1 protein-coding gene (cut by a window edge) is annotated in these 18,664 nt (G+C 71.4%); it reads left to right on the top strand.

Annotated features, from left to right (window positions below):
• A protein-coding gene (locus OG300_RS28350; RefSeq protein WP_405486127.1) for a non-ribosomal peptide synthase/polyketide synthase crosses the window boundary here: on the top strand, nt 1-18,664 show its 3' portion. Its footprint begins 326 nt before the window's first position; only the last 18,664 of its 18,990 coding nucleotides appear in the window; the start codon falls outside the window, past its left edge; its stop codon occupies nt 18,662-18,664.

Genomic DNA, 18,664 nt, shown 5'->3' with positions numbered 1-18,664 from the left:
CGCGGCTTCCGGTGTGCTGGAACCGAATCTGGCCCCCGTCCAGACGCTGACCTCGCAGTTCCGCCGCCAGGTCCGGCTGACCCCGGACGCGGTCGCCCTCGAATTCCGTGGCGAGCAGCTGACCTACGCGCAGTTCGCGGCGCGGATCACGGTGCTGGCCCGGCACCTGCGTGAACTGGGCGTCGGACCGGACGTGCTGGTGGCCATCGCGGCCCGGCGCTCCTTCGAAATGCTCGTCGGCATGTACGCCATCCTGGAGGCGGGCGGCGCGTACCTGCCGGTCGACCCGGATCACCCGGCCGACCGGATCAGCTACGTGCTCGAGGTGTCCACGCCGGCGCTGCTGCTCACCACGACCGCCGATCAGCCCGCGTTCGACGGCACCGTGCCGGTCCTGCGGATCGACGAATTCGAGTCCACGGCAAGGGAATTGGCGGCGGATCCGACCCGCGTCCCGTCTCCGGCCGACGATCTGCGGCTGGCGCAGCCGGGCAACGACAACCTCGCCTGCCTGCTGTTCACCTCCGGCTCCACCGGCCGCCCCAAGGGCGTGGCCATTTCGCACCAGGCGGTCCATTCGGTCTTCCAGTGGCAGCAGCGGCTGATGACGCTGTCGGCATCGGATCGGATGCTGTTCAAGACTCCCTTCACCTTCGATGTCTCGATGTGGGAGATCTTCCTGCCCCTGCAGAACGGGGCCTGCCTGGTGATCGCGGAGCCGGACGGCCACCGCGACACCGACTACCTGCTGCGCGTCCTGCGCGAGCAGCAGATCACCGCGACCTTCTTCGTGCCGTCCATGCTGTCGGTCCTGATCGCGGCGGCGGACGAGGATCCGCTGGGCATCAGCGATTCGCTGCGCTTCACCATCGTCGGCGGCGAGGCCCTGCCCGCCGCCACCGCCGCTGGCTTCCGCAGCGTCAGTGGCGCGACCCTGTACAACATCTACGGCCCGACCGAGGCCGTCATCATGGTCACCACCCACGAGGTGACCGCCGTCGACGTGGAGTCGGTGCCGCTGGGCATGCCCGGCGACGATGTCGACCTGCTGGTGCTCGACGAGGATCTGCGCCCGGTGCCGCCGGGTGTGGTGGGTGAGCTGTACCTGGGCGGAAGTCAGCTGGCCCGAGGCTATTTCAACCGTCCGGGGTTGACCGCCGACCGTTTCGTCGCCAATCCCGAGGGCCCCGCGGGCGACCGCATGTACCGCACCGGCGATCTGGTGCGCTGGGTGGCCGGCACCGACGGCGGCCCGACCGAACTGGAGTACCTGGGCCGCAGCGACTTCCAGGTCAAGCTGCGCGGTCAGCGCATCGAGCTGGGCGAGGTCGAGGCCGCGCTGCTGCGTGACGAGACCGTCGCGCAGGCGGTGGTGGTGCTGCACACCCGCGCCACCGGTGAGCAGGCCCTCGTCGGCTACGTGGTGCCGACCCGCGGACTCGAATTCGACGCTGCCGCGGTGATTTCCGGCGCGCACGCGCACGTGCCCCGCTACATGGTGCCCTCGCTGCTGGTCCCGCTGCCGCAGATGCCGCTGAGCGCGCACGGCAAGCTGGATCGCCGCGCGCTGCCCGAGCCGGTCTACGCGGACTCGGCGGTCGGCTACCGCGAACCGTCCACGCCCGCCGAGAAGGCGGTGGCGGCGGTGTTCGCCGATCTGCTCGGGGTCGAGCGGGTCGGCGCGGACGACGACTTCTTCATGCTGGGCGGCAACTCGCTGGTCGCGACCCGCGCCATCGCCCGCATCCGCGAATCGCTGGGCGCGTCGGTGGATGTGCGCGACTTCTTCGACCGGCCGACCGTGGCGGCCCTGGCCGTGGTGGTCGAGAACGCGCCCACCGCGACGATTTCCGTGCTGCCGCTGGTGGCCGGTCCGCGTCCGGAGCACCTCCCGCTCTCGCCCGCGCAGCAGCGCATGTGGTTCCTCAACCGGCTCGCCCAGGCCGAAATCGATTCCACCGCAACGGAGTTCGATCCGGCAGCGGTGGACAATGTGGTCGCGGCGCTGCGCCTGCGCGGCCCGCTCGACATCGTCGCGCTGAGCGCGGCCGTCGCCGACCTGGTCGAGCGCCACGAGATCCTGCGCACCTACTACCCGCAGCTGCCCGCCGGTCCGGTCCAGCTGATCGTCCCGGCGAGCGAATTCGACACCGCCACCTTCGATGTCACCCCGGTCGAGGTGGACGAGCGCCTGCTGGCGCAGGCCGTGTACGCGGCGGCCGCCCGCGGCTTCGACGTGGCCGCGCAGGTGCCGCTGCGACTACGACTACTCCGCCTGGGCGCCGACGATCACGCGCTGGTGCTGGTGGTGCACCACATCGCCGCCGACGGTTTCTCGCTGGGCCCGCTGGTCCGCGATCTGGTGCTCGCCTACGCGGCCCGCCAGTCCGGCGCGGCTCCCGAATGGCAGCCGCTGGCCGTGCAGTACGCCGACTACGCGCTGTGGCAGCGCGCCCTGCTCGGTGACGAGACCGACCCGGAGTCCACCTCCGCCCGCGAAATCGCCTTCTGGGGAACGGAACTCGCCGAGCTCCCGGCTCAGCTGGATCTGCCCGTCGACCGTCCCCGCCCGGCGGTCTCGACCTACCAGGGCGCGACCTTCCGCACGGCCGTCTCCGCCGAGCTGCGGGCCGCCGTCGAGGCGGTCGCCGTGCGCAGCCAGGCCACCCCGTTCATGGTGCTGCACGCCGCGCTGGCGGCGCTGCTGGCCCGCCTGTCCGGCACCACCGACATCGCCGTCGGCACCCCGGTGGCCGGCCGCGGCGAGGCCGCGCTGGACGACCTCATCGGCATGTTCGTCAACACCCTGGTGCTGCGCACCGAGGTGCGCGGCGAGCAGTCCTTCGCCGAGCTGGTCGGTCACGCCCGCGATCGCGACCTGCGCGCCTTCGCCCACCGCGACGTGCCCTTCGAGCGCCTGGTCGAGGTGCTCAACCCGGCGCGCGCCCGCAACCGCCACCCGCTGTTCCAGGTCGCCCTGTTCATGCAGAACCAGGGCATCCCCGCGCTCGAGCTGGCGGGCCTCAAGGCCGAACTCGTCGAATTCGACCAGGCCGTGGCCAAATTCGACCTGAACCTCGAGGTCACCGACGAGGGTGCGGGCTACCGCGTCGACTTCACCTACGCCACCGACCTTTTCGACGAGCACACGGTCGCGGAGTTCGCGGCCAAGTTCCTGCGCCTGCTGAGCGCGGCCACCGCGAACGCCGACGCCGCCATCGGCGATATCGAACTGCTGGACGCCGGTGAGCTCGACTACGTGCTCGACAGCTGGAACGCCACCGGCGCGAAGGTCGCCGACACCCTGCTGCACGCCGGTTTCGACGCCCAGGCGCTGCGCACCCCGAACGCCACCGCGCTCGTCTCGGGCACCGAATCCCTCACCTACACCGAGCTTTCCGAGCGCAGCAACCGGCTGGCCCGGCTGCTGATCGCCGCGGGCGTCGGCCCCGAATCGCTGGTCGTGCTGGCCATGGCGCGTTCGGTGGACCTGGTGGTCGCCATGTACGCGGTGCTGCGCGCGGGCGCGGCCTACGTGCCGGTCGATCCGGGTCATCCGGCCGACCGCATCGCCAATGTCCTGGACACCGCCCGCCCGAAGCTGGTGCTCACCACCACCGCCGACGGCTTCCACACCGACGACGCGCCGCTGCTGCGCGTGGATCAGGCCGACCTGTCGGCCTTCGCCGCGGGCAAGATCGGCGACCGTGAGCGGCACGGCGTGGTGCGTCCCGAGCACCCGGCCTACGTGCTGTTCACCTCCGGCTCCACCGGCAAGCCCAAGGGCGTGGCGGTCAGCCACCGCGCCATCGCCAACCAGATGGCCTGGATGCAGGCCGAATACGCGATCGGCCGCACGGACGTCTACCTCCAGAAGACGCCGAGCACCTTCGACGTCTCGCTGTGGGGCTACTTCCTGCCGCTGCGGGTCGGCGCGACCCTGGTGCTGGCCACCCCCGACGGCCACCGCGACGCCCGCTACCTGGCGGAAACCGTTGCCGCGCACGGGGTCACGCTCACCGACTTCGTGCCCTCCATGTTGTCGGTGTTCGCCGCGCACGCCGAGCCGGGCGAACTCGACTCGCTGCGTGACGTTTTCGTCGCCGGTGAGGCATTCCCGGCCGAGACCGTCGCCGCCTTCCGGACCGTCTCCGACGCCACCCTGCACAACCTCTACGGCCCGACCGAGGCCGCCATCACCGTCACCTACCGCGAGGCCGACGAACTGGCCCCCGCGGTTCCCATGGGTGAACCCGAGTGGAACACCCAGGTGTACGTGCTGGATTCGCGGCTGCGCCCCGCCCCGATCGGGGTGCCCGGCGAGCTGTACCTGGCGGGCGTGCAACTGGCGCGCGGCTACCACGAGCGCGCCGACCTGACCTCGGATCGCTTCGTGGCCAACCCCTTCGGGGCCGTCGCGGGCGCCCGCATGTACCGCACCGGCGACCTGGTGAAGTGGACCGCGGACGGCGAGCTGGCCTACCTGGGCCGCATCGACTTCCAGATCAAGTTCCGCGGCCAGCGCATCGAACTCGCGGAGATCGAGAGCGCGCTGCTCACCGCGCCGGAGGTGGCGCAGGCCGCCGTCCGGCTGATCACCGGCGACACCGGCGACTACCTGGCCGGATACGTCATCCCCGCCGGCTCTGCTGACTTCACCGAAAGTGGCTCCGAGGCAACGGCTCTCGACACCGAGGCGCTGCGGACCCGGCTCACCGCCCTGCTACCGCCGTACATGGTGCCGACCGCCATCGTCGAACTCACCGAGTTCCCGCTCGGCACCAGCGGCAAGCTCAACCGCGACGCCCTGCCCGTTCCGGTGCTGGCCGCCAAGCGTTTCCGCGCCCCGGTGGACGCCGCGCAGCGGGTGGTCGCCCGGGTCTTCGCCGAGGTGCTCGGCGTCGAGCGCGTCGGCCTCGACGACGACTTCTTCGCCCTGGGCGGCAGCTCGCTGCTGGCCACCCAGGTCACCGCTCGCGCCGGTGCCGAACTCGGCGTGCGGGTCCCGGTCCGGGTGCTCTTCGAGGCGGGCACGGTGGCCGGTTTCGCCGCCGCCGTGAGCCAGATCTCCAGTGCCGCACCGCGTCCCGAGCTGGTCGCGGGACCGCGTCCGGACCGGATCGCGCTCTCGCCCGCCCAGCAGCGGCTGTGGTTCCTCAACCGGCTCGAGAACGAGCTGGACGCCCCCAGCCTCTACAACCTGCCGCTGGTGCTGCGCCTGTCCGGCCGCCTCGACGCCATCGCCCTGGAGACGGCCGTGATGGATGTGCTGGCCCGGCACGAATCGCTGCGCACCCAGTACCCCGAGGACGAGACCGGCCCCTACCAGCAGCTGCTGGACGCCGCCGATATCGGTCTCACCCTGATCCCGGTGCCGGTGCGCCAGGACGAGGTGACCGCCGCCGTCACCGCCATCGCCCAGGCTCCCTTCGACGTCACCCGCGAACTGCCCTCCCGCATCGCGCTTCTGGTGGTCGACCGCGGCCCGGACGCCCCGCTCGACGCCGACGAGTACATCCTGGTCGTGGTGGTGCACCACATCACCGGTGACGCGCTGTCGCTGCGCCCGCTGGTCACCGACCTGATGACCGCCTACCACGCGCGCCTGTCCGGCGCGGCCCCCGAGTGGACGCCGCTGCCCGTCCAGTACGCCGACTACAGCCTCTGGCAGCGCGCGGTGCTCGGATCCGCCCGCACCCCGGGCGATCTCGCGCATCAGCAACTGGAGTTCTGGCGCGACGCGCTCTCCGGTGCCCCGGCCCAGCTGTCGCTGCCGGTCGACCGCCCGCGCCCCGCGCAGCCCCGCAACACCGGTGCCGCGGTCGATTTCAGCATTCCCGCCGAGGTCGTCACCGGCCTGCGCGAACTGGCGCGTGCCCAGGGCGCCACCCTGTTCATGGTGGTGCACGCGACCCTGGCCGCCACCCTGGCCCGCCTGGCCCGCTCCTCGGACATCGTGATCGGCACCCCGGTCGGCGGTCGTGGCGAGCGCGAATTGGACGGCCTCATCGGCATGTTCGTCAACACCCTGGCGCTGCGCACCGCCGTCGCACCGGGGGATTCCTTCACCGATGTGCTGGCCACCGTGCGCGACGCCGACCTGGCCGCGTTCGCCAATGCCGAGCTGCCGTTCGAGCAGATCGTCGACGAACTCGTCACCGATCGCACCCTGGGCGCGCACCCGCTGTTCCAGGTCATGCTCAGCTTCGGCAGCGGTGCGGGACAGGCCACGGATCTGCACCTGCCCGGCCTCGTGGTGAGCCCCGTCCCGATCACCGACCCGACTGCCAAGTTCGACCTGCAACTGGTGGTCGACGACGGCGTCGACGGCGGCCTGGCGGGCGTATTGCGGTATGCCGACGAGCTTTTCGACGCCGAGACCGCCACGGCCATCGCCGGGCGCTGGGACCGCATGCTGCGCGCCGCGGCCGCCGATCCGGCCGCGATCATCGGCGACGTCGACCTGCTCGACGCCGAGGAGCGCCATGCCGTCGTCGAATCCTGGGTAGCCTCCGGCGAACCCGTCCCGAACACCGAGGCCACGCTCTCGACCCTGTTCGACTCGGCGGTCGCCGCCTACCCGCACCGCATCGCGATCCGCGTCGGCGCCGACGAACTCACCTACGCCGAGCTGGACCGGCGCGCGAATGTGCTGGCGCGCAGGCTGATCGCCGACGGCGCGGGCCCGGAGTCGCTGGTCGCGGTGCTGCTGCCGCGTTCCGCCGATCTGGTGGTCGCGCTGCTGGCCGTGATCAAGACCGGTGCGGGTTACGTCCCGATCGACCCGACCTACCCCGCCGACCGCATCGCCTACGTGCTCTCGGACGCCGCGCCGACCAGTGTCGTCATGGACGCCGATCTCCGCGTCGACCTCCCCGCCGAGCTGCCGGTCGTCCTGGTCGGCCACTCCGCGCCGGAGTCCGATTTCTCGGACGCGCCGATCACCGACGCCGACCGCCGCGCCGTACTGCGCGCCGATCACGTCGCCTACATCATCTACACCTCCGGCTCCACCGGCCGCCCCAAGGGCGTCGCGGTGCCGCACCGGAATGTGGTGCGGCTCATGGCCAATACCGATCGCGAGTTCGGCTTCGGCCCCGACGACGTGTGGACCCTGTTCCACTCCTACGCCTTCGACTTCTCGGTGTGGGAACTGTGGGGCCCGCTGCTCTACGGCGGCACCCTCGTGGTGGTCGACTACTACGTCTCGCGCTCCCCGGAGCAGTTCCTGCAACTGCTGCGCCGCGAGGGCGTCACGGTCCTCAACCAGACCCCGTCGGCGTTCTACCAGCTCGCCGAGGCCGAACGCGTCGCCACCGACGCTCAGCCGCTGGCACTGCGCTACGTGATCTTCGGTGGTGAGGCCCTCGAGCTGCGCCGTCTCTCGGATTGGGTTGCCCGCCACGGTGATTCCACGCCGACCCTGGTCAACATGTACGGCATCACCGAGACCACCGTGCACGTCTCGGTCCGCGCGCTCGACGCGGACACCATCGCCGCCGCCACCGGTTCGCTGGTCGGCCGCGCCATCGCGGGCCTGCGCGTCTACGTCCTCGACGACCGGATGAACCCGGTCCCGGTGGGCGTCGCGGGCGAAATGTACGTCGCCGGAACCCAGTTGGCGCGCGGCTACCTCGGTCGCCCCGACCTGTCGGCGGGCCGCTTCGTGGCCAGTCCCTTCGGCACCCCCGGCGAGCGCCTCTACCGCACCGGTGACGTGGGCCGCTGGAACCGCTTCGGCGAACTGGAATACCTGGGTCGCGCCGACGACCAGGTCAAGATCCGCGGCTTCCGCATCGAACTCGGTGAGATCGAGGCCGCCGTCCTCGCGCAGCCCGGCGTGGCCCAGGCCGCCGTCATCGTGCGCGAGGATCAGCCCGGCGATCAGCGCATCGTCGCCTACGTGGTGTCCGAGTCGGTCGCCGCCGACGACTGGCTGCCCACCGTGCGCGAAGGCGCGGGGGAGCGGCTGCCGTCCTACATGGTGCCCGCCGCCGTGGTCGCGGTGGACCGAATCCCGTTGACCGTCAACGGCAAACTCGATCGCGCCGCCCTGCCCGCCCCGGCCGCGCGGGTGCGCGCCTTCCGGGATCCGCAGACCCCGACCCAGCGCGCCGTGGCCGCCGTCTTCGCCGATGTGCTCGGCGTGCAGCGCGTCGGCCTCGACGACGACTTCTTCGACCTGGGCGGCAACTCGCTCATCGCCACCCAGCTGGTGGCGCGGGTCTCCAAGGCGACCGGCATCGCCGCCGGTGTTCGGATGATCTTCGAGGCCTCCACCGTGGCCGACCTGGCCACCCGCCTGGACGCCTACGACGCCGCCGCGGACGCCAATGCCGTACTGCCGCCGGTGGTTCCGCAGGAGCGCGGCGACATCGTCCCGCTCTCCATCGCCCAGCAGCGGATGTGGTTCCTCAACCGCTTCGACACCGCGGGCGGCGGCTACAACCTGCCCTTCGCTCTGCGCCTGACCGGTTCCTTGAACGTGGAGGCCCTGCGCGCCGCGGTCGACGACCTCATCGACCGCCACGAAACCCTGCGCACCCTCTACCCCGAGCAGGACGGCGTCGGCCGTCAGGTGGTGCTGCCCGCGGGCACCCGCCTGGTGGATCTTGAACCGCAGCCGGTGTCCGCCGCCGAACTGCCCGCCCTGGCGGAAGGCCTGGCCCGCACCACCTTCGACGTCACCGCCGGGGTGCCGCTGCGCGCCCGGCTGCTGCGCGTCACCGACGAGCCCGACACCTACGTGCTGCTGATCGTGGTGCACCACATCGCCGCCGACGGCTGGTCGCTCACCCCGCTGACCCGGGACCTGGCCCAGGCCTACGTCTCCCGCTGCGCCTCCACCTCCCCGACCTGGCATCCGCTGCCCGTGCAGTACGCCGACTACGCCCTGTGGCAGCGCGACGTGCTGGGCTCACCCGACGAGGTCACCTCGGTGCTGGCCCGCCAGCTGCGCTTCTGGCAGCGTCAGCTCGCCGGTACCCCCGAGGTGCTGGCCCTGCCCGCCGACCGGCCGCGCCCCGCGGTCGCCAGCGGCCGGGCCGACGCCCGCACCACCGTGCTGGACGCCGAATTGCACGCCGCCGTGGTGGAATTCGCGGCCGAGCACCGCGTCACCCCGTTCATGGTGCTGCACACCGCGCTGGCCGTACTGCTGGCCCGGGTGTCCGGCCAGTCGGACATCGTGGTCGGCACCCCCGTCGCGGGCCGTGGCGATCAGGCCCTCGACGACCTGGTCGGCATGTTCGTCAACACCCTGGTGCTGCGCACCCCGGTGCGCCCCGACGCCACCCTGACCGACGTGCTGGCCCAGGTGCGCGAGAACGACCTGGCCGCCTTCGATCACGCCGCGGTCCCGTTCGAGACCCTGGTGGACGCGCTGAATCCGGTGCGCTCCCAGTCGCATTCGCCGATCTACCAGGTTGGGTTCACCATGCAGAACCTGGCGCAGCCCGATATCCGGCTGCGCGGCCTGTCGATCAGCGGCCTGGACGCCGGCGTGCTGCCCATCCAGTTCGACCAGGACTGGACGCTCAGCGACAACTACACCGACGGCGTGCCCGCGGGCATCGACGTCCACCTGCACTACGCCACCGACCTTTTCGACGCGGCCACCGTCACCGACTTCCTCACCTGGTACGAGCGGGTGCTGCGGACGCTGGTCACCGACCCGCGCGCGATGGTCGCCGAGGTGGAGCTGATGTCGGTCGCCGATCGCGGCATCCTGCTCAGCGATCGCAACGCCACCGCGCGGGTGCTGTCCGGGGAGACCCTGGCCGACCTGCTGGACCGCCGGGCCGAACTGTCCGCGGACGCGGTCGCCGTCGAGCTCGACGGTGCGACCATGACCTGGTCGGTGCTGGCCGATCGCGCGAACCGCCTGGCGCGCAAGCTGATCCAGGAGGGCGTAGGCCCCGACGACATCGTCGGCGTGACCGCCGAGCGCAGCCTCGACATGATGGTCGCCCTCTACGCGGTCACCAATGCGGGCGCGGCCTACGTGCCGGTCGATCCGGCGCACCCGGCCGACCGCGTCGCCCACGTGCTCGGTACCGCCGGAACCAGCCTGGTGCTGGCCGTCGGCGGAGCCACCGTGCCCGAGATCGCGGGTGTCCGCACCCTCACGGTCGCCGACCTGGACCTGACCGCGTACTCGCCCGCACCCCTGCTCGGCACCGAGCGGGTCCGGGTGCTGCGGCCCGAGAACCTCGCCTACGTGCTGTTCACCTCCGGCTCCACCGGTGAACCCAAGGGCGTCGGCACCAGCCACCGCGCCATCATGAACCAGCTGCGCTGGCTCGAATCCCGTTACGACGTCACCGCTTCCGACCGCATCATGCAGCGCGCGCCGCTGGCCTTCGACGTCTCGGTCTGGGAGTGCTACCTGCCCGCCCTGACCGGTGCGCCGCTGGCGCTGCTGCGTCCCGGCGGCCACCAGGATCTCGACTACCTGGCCGCCCGCATGCGCGAGCATGGCGTCACCATCGCCGAGCACGTGCCGTCGGTGCTGGCGGCCCTGGTGGCCGAGGGCCACGGCGACGCCCTGGCCTCCTTCCGCCACCTGCACACCGGTGGCGAGGCGCTGCCCGCCGAACTGCTCGGCGCGTTGCGCGAGCGGGTCGGTGGCGCGGTCCACAACGCCTACGGCCCGACCGAGGCGGCAATCTCGGCCGTCTACCACGAATTCACCGACGCCGACCCGGATTACGAGGTCGCCATCGGCCTGCCCAACTGGAACACCCGCGCCTACGTGCTCGACGCGCGCCTGCGTCCGGTGCCGACCGGCGTCACCGGTGAGCTGTACCTGGCCGGTGACCAGCTGGCCCGCGGCTACACCGCGCGCGGCGGCCTCACCGCCGAGCGCTTCCTCGCCGACCCGTTCGGCGTGCCCGGCGCCCGCATGTACCGCACCGGTGACCTGGTGCGCTGGAACCGCGCCGGGGCCCTGGTCTACCTGGGCCGCAACGACTTCCAGGTGAAGCTGCGCGGCCAGCGCATCGAGCTCGGCGAGATCGAGGCCGCGCTGCTGTCGGCCGACGGCGTCGCCAATGTGGTGGTGCTGCTCGACCGTGACAACAACGGCACCGAATGCCTGGTCGGATATGTCTCCGGCGCCGGGCTTTCCGCCGACGCGGTGCTCGGTCACGCCCGTAACTCGCTGCCCGCCTACATGGTTCCGGCGCACCTGGTCGTCCTCGACGACATGCCGCGCACCAGCGTCGGCAAGCTGGACCGCACGGCTCTGCCGAAGGTCGAATTCACGGTCGCCGCAACCGATTACCGCGCGCCCCGCGAGGGTGCGGAAGCGGTGCTCGCCGGGATCGTGTCCGAGCTGCTGGGCATCGCCCGGATCGGCGCGGACGACGACTTCTTCGAGATCGGCGGCAACTCGCTGCTGGCCATGCGGCTGGTGGCCCGGATCAACGCCGCCTTCGGCTGCGATCTGGGCGTGCGGACCATCTTCGAGGCGCCGACCGTCGCCGCCCTGGCTCCGGTGGTCAGCGGAGCCGAGGCGCGCACCCTGCCGCCGCTGCTCGCCCTGCCGCGTCCGGCGCGAATCCCGCTCTCGCCCGCGCAGACCCGGATGTGGCTGCTCAACCGCCTCGACCCCGCCTCACCCGCCTACAACATCCCGTTCGCGGTCCGCCTGATCGGCGACCTCGACTTCGAGACGTTGCGCGCGGCCATGACCGACGTGATGACCCGTCACGAGGTACTGCGCACCCTGCACCCGATGGACGCCGATGGCGAGGGCCACCAGGTGATCCTGCCCGCGGGCACGGTCATCGACCTGCCGCTCGAGCAGGTCACCGGCCCGGTGGTGGAGCGCTTCTACGAATTCGCCGCCCGCGGTTTCGATGTCACCACCGAGCTGCCGCTGCGCGCGGTGCTGCTGCGCGAGTCCGAGACCAGCCATGTGCTGGCAGCGGTCGTGCACCACATCGCCGGTGACGGCGCGTCCACCGATCCGCTGCTGCGCGACGTGGTGCTGGCCTACCTGTCCCGCGCCGCCGGTGCGGCCCCGGCCTGGGAGCCGCTGCCGGTCCAGTACGCGGACTTCGCGCTGTGGCGGCACCAGGTGCTCGACACCGTCGGCGCGACCGAAATCGATTACTGGCGTGCCAATCTCGCCGGTCTGCCCGACGAGCTGACCCTGCCCGCGGATCGTCCGCGTCCGCCGGCCGCCTCCTTCCGGGGCGCGGTGGTGCGCGGTCGCATCGGCGGCGGCGTCGGCGCGCGGGTGCACGAGCTCGCCAAGCGGCAGCACGCCACCCCGTTCATGGTGTTGCACGCGGCGCTGTCCACGCTGCTGGCCCGCCTGTCCGGCAGTGACGACATCGCGATCGGCACCGCGGTGCTCGGCCGCGACGAGCCGGTGCTGGACCACCTGGTCGGCATGTTCGTCAACACCCTGGCCCTGCGCACCCACCCGGGCACCGACCGCACCTTCACCGAACTGCTGGCCGAGAGCCGCGCGGTCGACCTGGCCGCCTTCGCGCACGCCACCGTCCCGTTCGAGCAGGTGGTCAGCGCCCTCGGGGTGACCGCCGAGCAGTCCCGGCACCCGCTGTTCACGGTGGCGCTGAACTACCTGGATCTCGACAACGGCACCCACGCGGTCCCCGGCCTGGTGCTCGAACCGGTCGAATTCGACGACACCGTCGCCAAATTCGACCTCACCCTCTCGGTGGGCCAGGACCTCGACGCCGACGGCAACCTGATGGTCGAGCTGGTCTACGCCACCGACCTCTACGACGAGTCCACCGCCCACGACCTGCTGCGCCGCTTCGGCCGCGTGCTGGGCACGGTCACCGCGGACCCGAGCCGCACCATCGGCAGCGTCGAGGTGCTCTCGCCCGGTGAGCGCGCGGGCATCCTCGCCCGCCGCGGTCCGGCCGCGCTGGAGCCGATGGGCATGGCCGAGATCCTGCGCGCCGCGGTCGATATCAACCCGGCCGCGCCCGCCCTGATCTATCGAGGCGAGCAGGTCAGCTTCCGGGAGCTGGACGAGCGGTCCTCGCGACTGGCCCGGCTGCTCATCGAATACGGGGTCGGCGCGGAGGATTTCGTGGTGCTGTCGGTGCCGCGTTCGGTGGAGTCGGTGGTGGCGATGTTCGCGGTCACCAAGACCGGTGCCGCCTTCCTGCCGGTCGACCCCACCTACCCGGCCGACCGCATCGCCTTCATGCTCTCGGATTCCGCTGCGTCCGTGGGCATCACGATCACCGAGCACGCCGACCGGCTGCCCGCCGACACCGTCACCTGGCTGGTGATCGACGATCCGGCCACCGAGGCCCGGCTGGCGGCGCTGCCCGGAGCCCGGGTCGCCCCCACCGAACTGGTGCGTCCGGTCCGCGTCGACAATGCCGCCTGGATGGTCTACACCTCCGGCTCCACCGGCCGCCCCAAGGGCGTGGTGGTCGGCAGCGCGGGCATCATCGGCGTCGCGGCCGTGCAACAGCGGCACCTGCCCGTCACGTCGAGTTCCCGTGTGCTGCAACGCACCTCGCCCAGCTTCGACGCCAGTATCCTGGAAATCCTGATGGCCTTCCCGGTGGGCGCACCCCTGGTGGTGGCGCCCGTGGAGACCATCGGCGGCGCGGAACTCAAGGAGCTCATCGAGTCCGAGGGCGTCACCCACGGCATCTTCACCCCCGCCGTGCTCAATACCCTCGATCCCGAAACCCTGCGCGGCATGCCGAATCTCATCGTCGGCGGCGAAGGCTACGGTCAGGATCTGGTGGACCGCTGGGGCGGCAGCCGCGAGCTCTGCAACGGCTACGGCCCCACCGAGACCACCATCGACAGCCACCAGAGTTATCCGCTGCGCCCCAACGGCCGCGTGGTGCTCGGCGATCTGGTCGACGGCATGTCCGCCGTGGTGCTCGACGCCCGGCTGCGGCCGGTGCCGGACGGCAGCGTGGGTGAGCTCTACCTGCGCGGTCCCGGTCTGGCCCGCGGCTATCACGGCCGGGCGGCCCTGAGCGCCGACCGCTTCGTGGCCGACCCGTACGGCACACCGGGCGGACGCCTCTACCGCACCGGTGACCTGGTGCGCTGGGTGGCCGACCCGACCCCCGGACAGACCGAGCCGACCCTCGAATACATCGGCCGCACCGACCATCAGGTGAAGGTGCGCGGCCTGCGCATCGAACTCGGCGAGATCGACGCGGCGCTGATCGCGCACGAGAGTGTGGATTTCGCGGTCACCGTCGGCCACACGGGCCGCAACGGCGACGTCTCCCTGGTGTCGTACGTGGTGCCCGCCGAGGGCCGGGTGGTCGACACCGAGGCGCTGCGCGCCTTCGTCGGCCAGTCGCTGATCTCCTACATGGTCCCGACCGTGGTCATGGTGATCGACGCGATCCCGCTCAACCCGATGTCCAAGCTGGATCGAAAGGCGTTGCCGGAGCCGGTCTTCCGCACCGCGGAGTTCCGCGCCCCGGAAACCCTGGTGGAGACCACGATCGCCGGGATCATTGCCGAACTGCTCGGTGCCGAGCGGGTCGGCCTGGACGACGACTTCTTCGCCCTCGGCGGCAATTCGCTGAGCGCGGTGAAGCTTTCGGCCCGCCTGTCGGCGCGCCTGGGTGTCGACGTCGCCATGCGCACCGTCTTCGAGCAGCCGACCGTCGCGGGCCTCGCGGGCACCATCGACGCGGACGCGGTCCGGATTTCCGAGGGCCCGGCGCTGACCCCGCGCACCGGCGACGGCCCCGTGCCGCTGTCGCTGCCACAGCAGCGCATGTGGTTCCTCAACCGCTTCGACGCCGACTCCTCCGCCTACAACATGCCGCTGCCCATCCGCCTCACCGGTGCACTGGACATCCCGGCTCTCGAGGCGGCCATGGCCGACGTCGCGGCGCGCCACGAGGTGCTGCGCACCGTCTACCCGCTCACCGAATCCGGTCCGGTGCAGGTGATCCTGCCCATGGACCAGGTGGAACTGCCCTCCCTGCAACCGATCTCGGTCGAGCAGAAGGCGCTGTTCGGTGTCATCACCGACTTCGTCTCCGCCGGATTCGATGTCACCGCCGGTATCCCATTGCGCGGCAAGCTGTTCTCGATCGCCGGAACCACCGACGAGTACGTCCTGGTGGTCGTCGTGCACCACATCGCCGCCGACGGCGCCTCCATGGCGCCGCTGGCCCGGGATGTCATGGCCGCCTACGCCGCTCGCCACCACGGTCAGGCCCCGCAGTGGACGCCACTGCCGGTGCAGTACGCCGACTACGCGATCTGGCAGCGCGCCCGCCTCGGCGTCGAGGACGACCCGCGTTCACTGCTGTCGCGGCAGCTCACCTTCTGGCGCGGCGCGCTGGCCGGTCTGCCCGATCAGCTGGACCTGCCCGCGGATCGGCCGCGTCCGGCGGTGCTGTCCACCGAGGGCGGCGCGGTCGACTTCGAGCTCGACGCCGACCTGCACCGCCGCCTCACCGAACTGGGCCGCACCCACGGCGCGACCCTGTTCATGGTGCTGCACGCGGCCTGGGCCCTGCTGCTGGCCCGGCTCTCCGGTACCGCCGACATCGCGGTCGGCACCCCGGTCGCCGGTCGCGGCGAGCACGAATTGGACGATCTGGTCGGCATGTTCGTCAACACCCTGGTGCTGCGCACCGCGGTCGACCCGAACGCCGACTTCACCACCCTGCTCGCCGGGGTGCGCGAGGCCGACCTGGCCGCCTTCTCGCACGCCGACGTCCCGTTCGAACGCCTGGTGGAGGCCCTCGACCCGGTCCGCTCCACCGCCCGCCACGCCCTGTTCCAGGTCGGCTTCTCGTTCAACAATGTCGAGACCGCCGAACTCGAGCTGGACGGATTGCGGGTCGGCGCGGCCGATTTCGAGACTGTCATCTCCCAGTTCGACCTGCACCTGGTGATCGCCGACCGCTACACGGCCGACGGCGCCCCCGCCGGTCTCAGCGCCCAGCTCACCTACGCCACTGCACTGTTCGACGAGAGCACCGCCAGCGGCTTCGCCGAGCGCCTGCGCCGCGTCCTCAACGCGGTGGCGCTCACCCCGGCCGCCCCCGTCGGCGACCTGGAGATCCTGGCCGTCCCCGAGCGGTCGCGAATCCTCCAGTCCTGGAACCGCACTCAGCACGCGGTGGACACCACCGCCACGCTGCCCGCACTCCTGGACCGCACCACCGCCGCGGACCCCTCGGCTCTCGCGCTCGTCGCCGAGCACGAGCGGCTGACCTACGAGGAACTCGCCGAACGGGTGAATCCCCTGGCGCGGCACCTGATCTCGCTGGGTGTCGGACCGGAGACCCGGGTGGCACTGGCGCTGCGGCGCTCGGTCGACCTGATCGTGGCCATGTACGCGGTCTCCGCCGCGGGCGGCGCGTACGTGCCGGTGGATCCCGACCAGCCCGCCGACCGCACCGAGTACATCCTGGCCACCGCCGATCCGGTGACCGTGCTGACCTCGGGCTCGGACCTGCCGATCGACATCGCGCAGCTGCGCATCGACCGCCTCGACCTGGCGGGCTACTCCACCGCCGCCATCGCCGACACCGAACGCCGTGCTCCGCTGCGGCCCGCGCACACCGCCTATGTCATCTTCACCTCCGGCTCCACCGGACGGCCCAAGGGCGTAGCCGTTCCGCACGCGGCCATCACCAACCAGTTGCAGTGGAAGACAGCCGAATTCGAACTCGGCGCGGACGATGCGGTACTGCTCAAGACCGCCGCCACCTTCGACCTGTCGGTGTGGGAATTCTGGTCGGCCACCGCATCCGGTGGTCGCCTGGTCATCGCGGCGGTCGACGGCCACCGCGATCCGGCCTACCTGCTCGAACTCATGGCTCGCGAAGGCGTCACCACCCTGCACGCCGTGCCGTCCATGCTCGACGCGCTGCTCACCACGGCCGCCGCGAACGAGCTGCCCGCCGCCCCGATGCGGCGCGTACTCGCCATCGGCGAGGCGCTCCCGGCCGCGGTGGCTCAGCGCTTCCGCATCGCCTACCCGGATGCCGACCTGTTCAACCTCTACGGCCCCACCGAGGCCGCGGTGTCGATCACCAGTCACCTTGTCACCGAAGATGATCGGCTCTCCGTCCCGGTCGGCACCCCCGAGTGGAACTCCCGCGTCTACGTGCTGGACTCCCGGCTGCGGCCGGTCCCGGCCGGGGTCGAGGGCGAGCTCTACCTCGCTGGCGCGCAGCTGGCGCGCGGCTACTTCGAGCGCCCCGACCTGACCTCGGATCGGTTCGTGGCCAACCCCTTCACCCCGGGCGAGCGCATGTACCGCACCGGTGACCTGGTGGCCTGGAACAGCGAGGGCGAGCTGGAATACCGGGGCCGCACCGACTTCCAGGTCAAGGTGCGCGGCTTCCGCATCGAACTGGGCGAGATCGAGGCCGCGCTGCTGGCGCTGCCCGAGATCGCGCAGACCGCGGTGCTGGTGCACTCCGGCCACAGCGGCGAAGCACTGGTCGCCTACGTGGTCCCGGCGGCGGGCACGGTCCTCGACACCGACAAGGTGGCGGCCGGACTGCGGTCCGCCCTGCCCTCCTACATGGTCCCCGCGGCCTTCATGGTGCTGGATGCGTTGCCGCTCAACGTGAACGGCAAACTCGACCGGGTCGCGCTGCCCGCACCGGTGTTCGCGGCCCGTGAGTTCCGTGCTCCGGTCACCGATGTCGAGCTCGCGGTGTCCGCCGCCTTCGCCTCGGTGCTCGGCGTCGAGCGAGTCGGGTTGGACGACAACTTCTTCGAACTCGGCGGCAACTCGCTGGTCGCCGTCCAACTGGCCGCCGAACTGGGCGCCGCGCTCGGGATGACCGTCCCGGTGCTGGTGCTGTTCACCGACCCCACCCCCGCCGGGGTGGTGGCGCGCCTGGGCAGCGCGGAATTCGATGTCGAGCGCGCCTTCGACGTGCTGCTGCCGCTGCGCACCGGCGGTGCGGGCGCCCCGCTGTTCTGCATCCACCCGGTCGGCGGCGTCGCCTGGTCGTTCGCGGGCCTCAGTGCCCACCTCGACCAGGACCGCCCGATCTACGGCCTGCAGTCGCCGACGCTGGCAAGCGCTGTGCCGCTGCCGGATTCGATCGAGGACTGGGCCGAACGCTATGTCGAGGAGATCCGCCGGGTGCAGCCCGAGGGTCCCTACCACCTGCTGGGCTGGTCGCTGGGCGGGGTGATCGCGCACGCGGTCGCCGTCCGACTCCAGGACCGCGGGCAGCAGGTGGCGACGCTGGCCATGCTCGACAGTTCGCTCGACAGCGACGGCCCGCTCGTCGAGCAGGTGTCGGATGTGCGGATTCCGGTCTCGGAGATGCTGGGCGGCCTGCTCGGCGACAACACCGAACTGGACGGACTCGATCCGAAGGAGCTGGCCGCCAGACTGGCCGATCTGCCCGAGCCCTTCGCCTCGGTCGGCGCGGACCGGCTGGCCCGCATCGTCGAGGCGGGTGTCGCCTCGCTGGCGCTGATCGACAGCTACCGGCCCCGCATGTTCCACGGTGACCTGCTGTATTTCACGTCCCTGGACGATCCGACCGGAACCCTCGGAGCGTCGAGCTGGGCGGCCGCCGTCGACGGCGCGCTGCACAACCACGCGGTGTTCGCCACCCACTGGCAGATGGCGACGCCGGACTCACTGGCCCAGGTCGCGCGCGTGCTGAACGCCGGACCGGCCGCCGAAGACCTGTGA

This window comes from Nocardia sp. NBC_00511 (genome assembly GCF_045161165.1).
Lineage (GTDB): Bacteria > Actinomycetota > Actinomycetes > Mycobacteriales > Mycobacteriaceae > Nocardia.
This window is presented reverse-complemented; position numbering and strand designations above follow the sequence as displayed.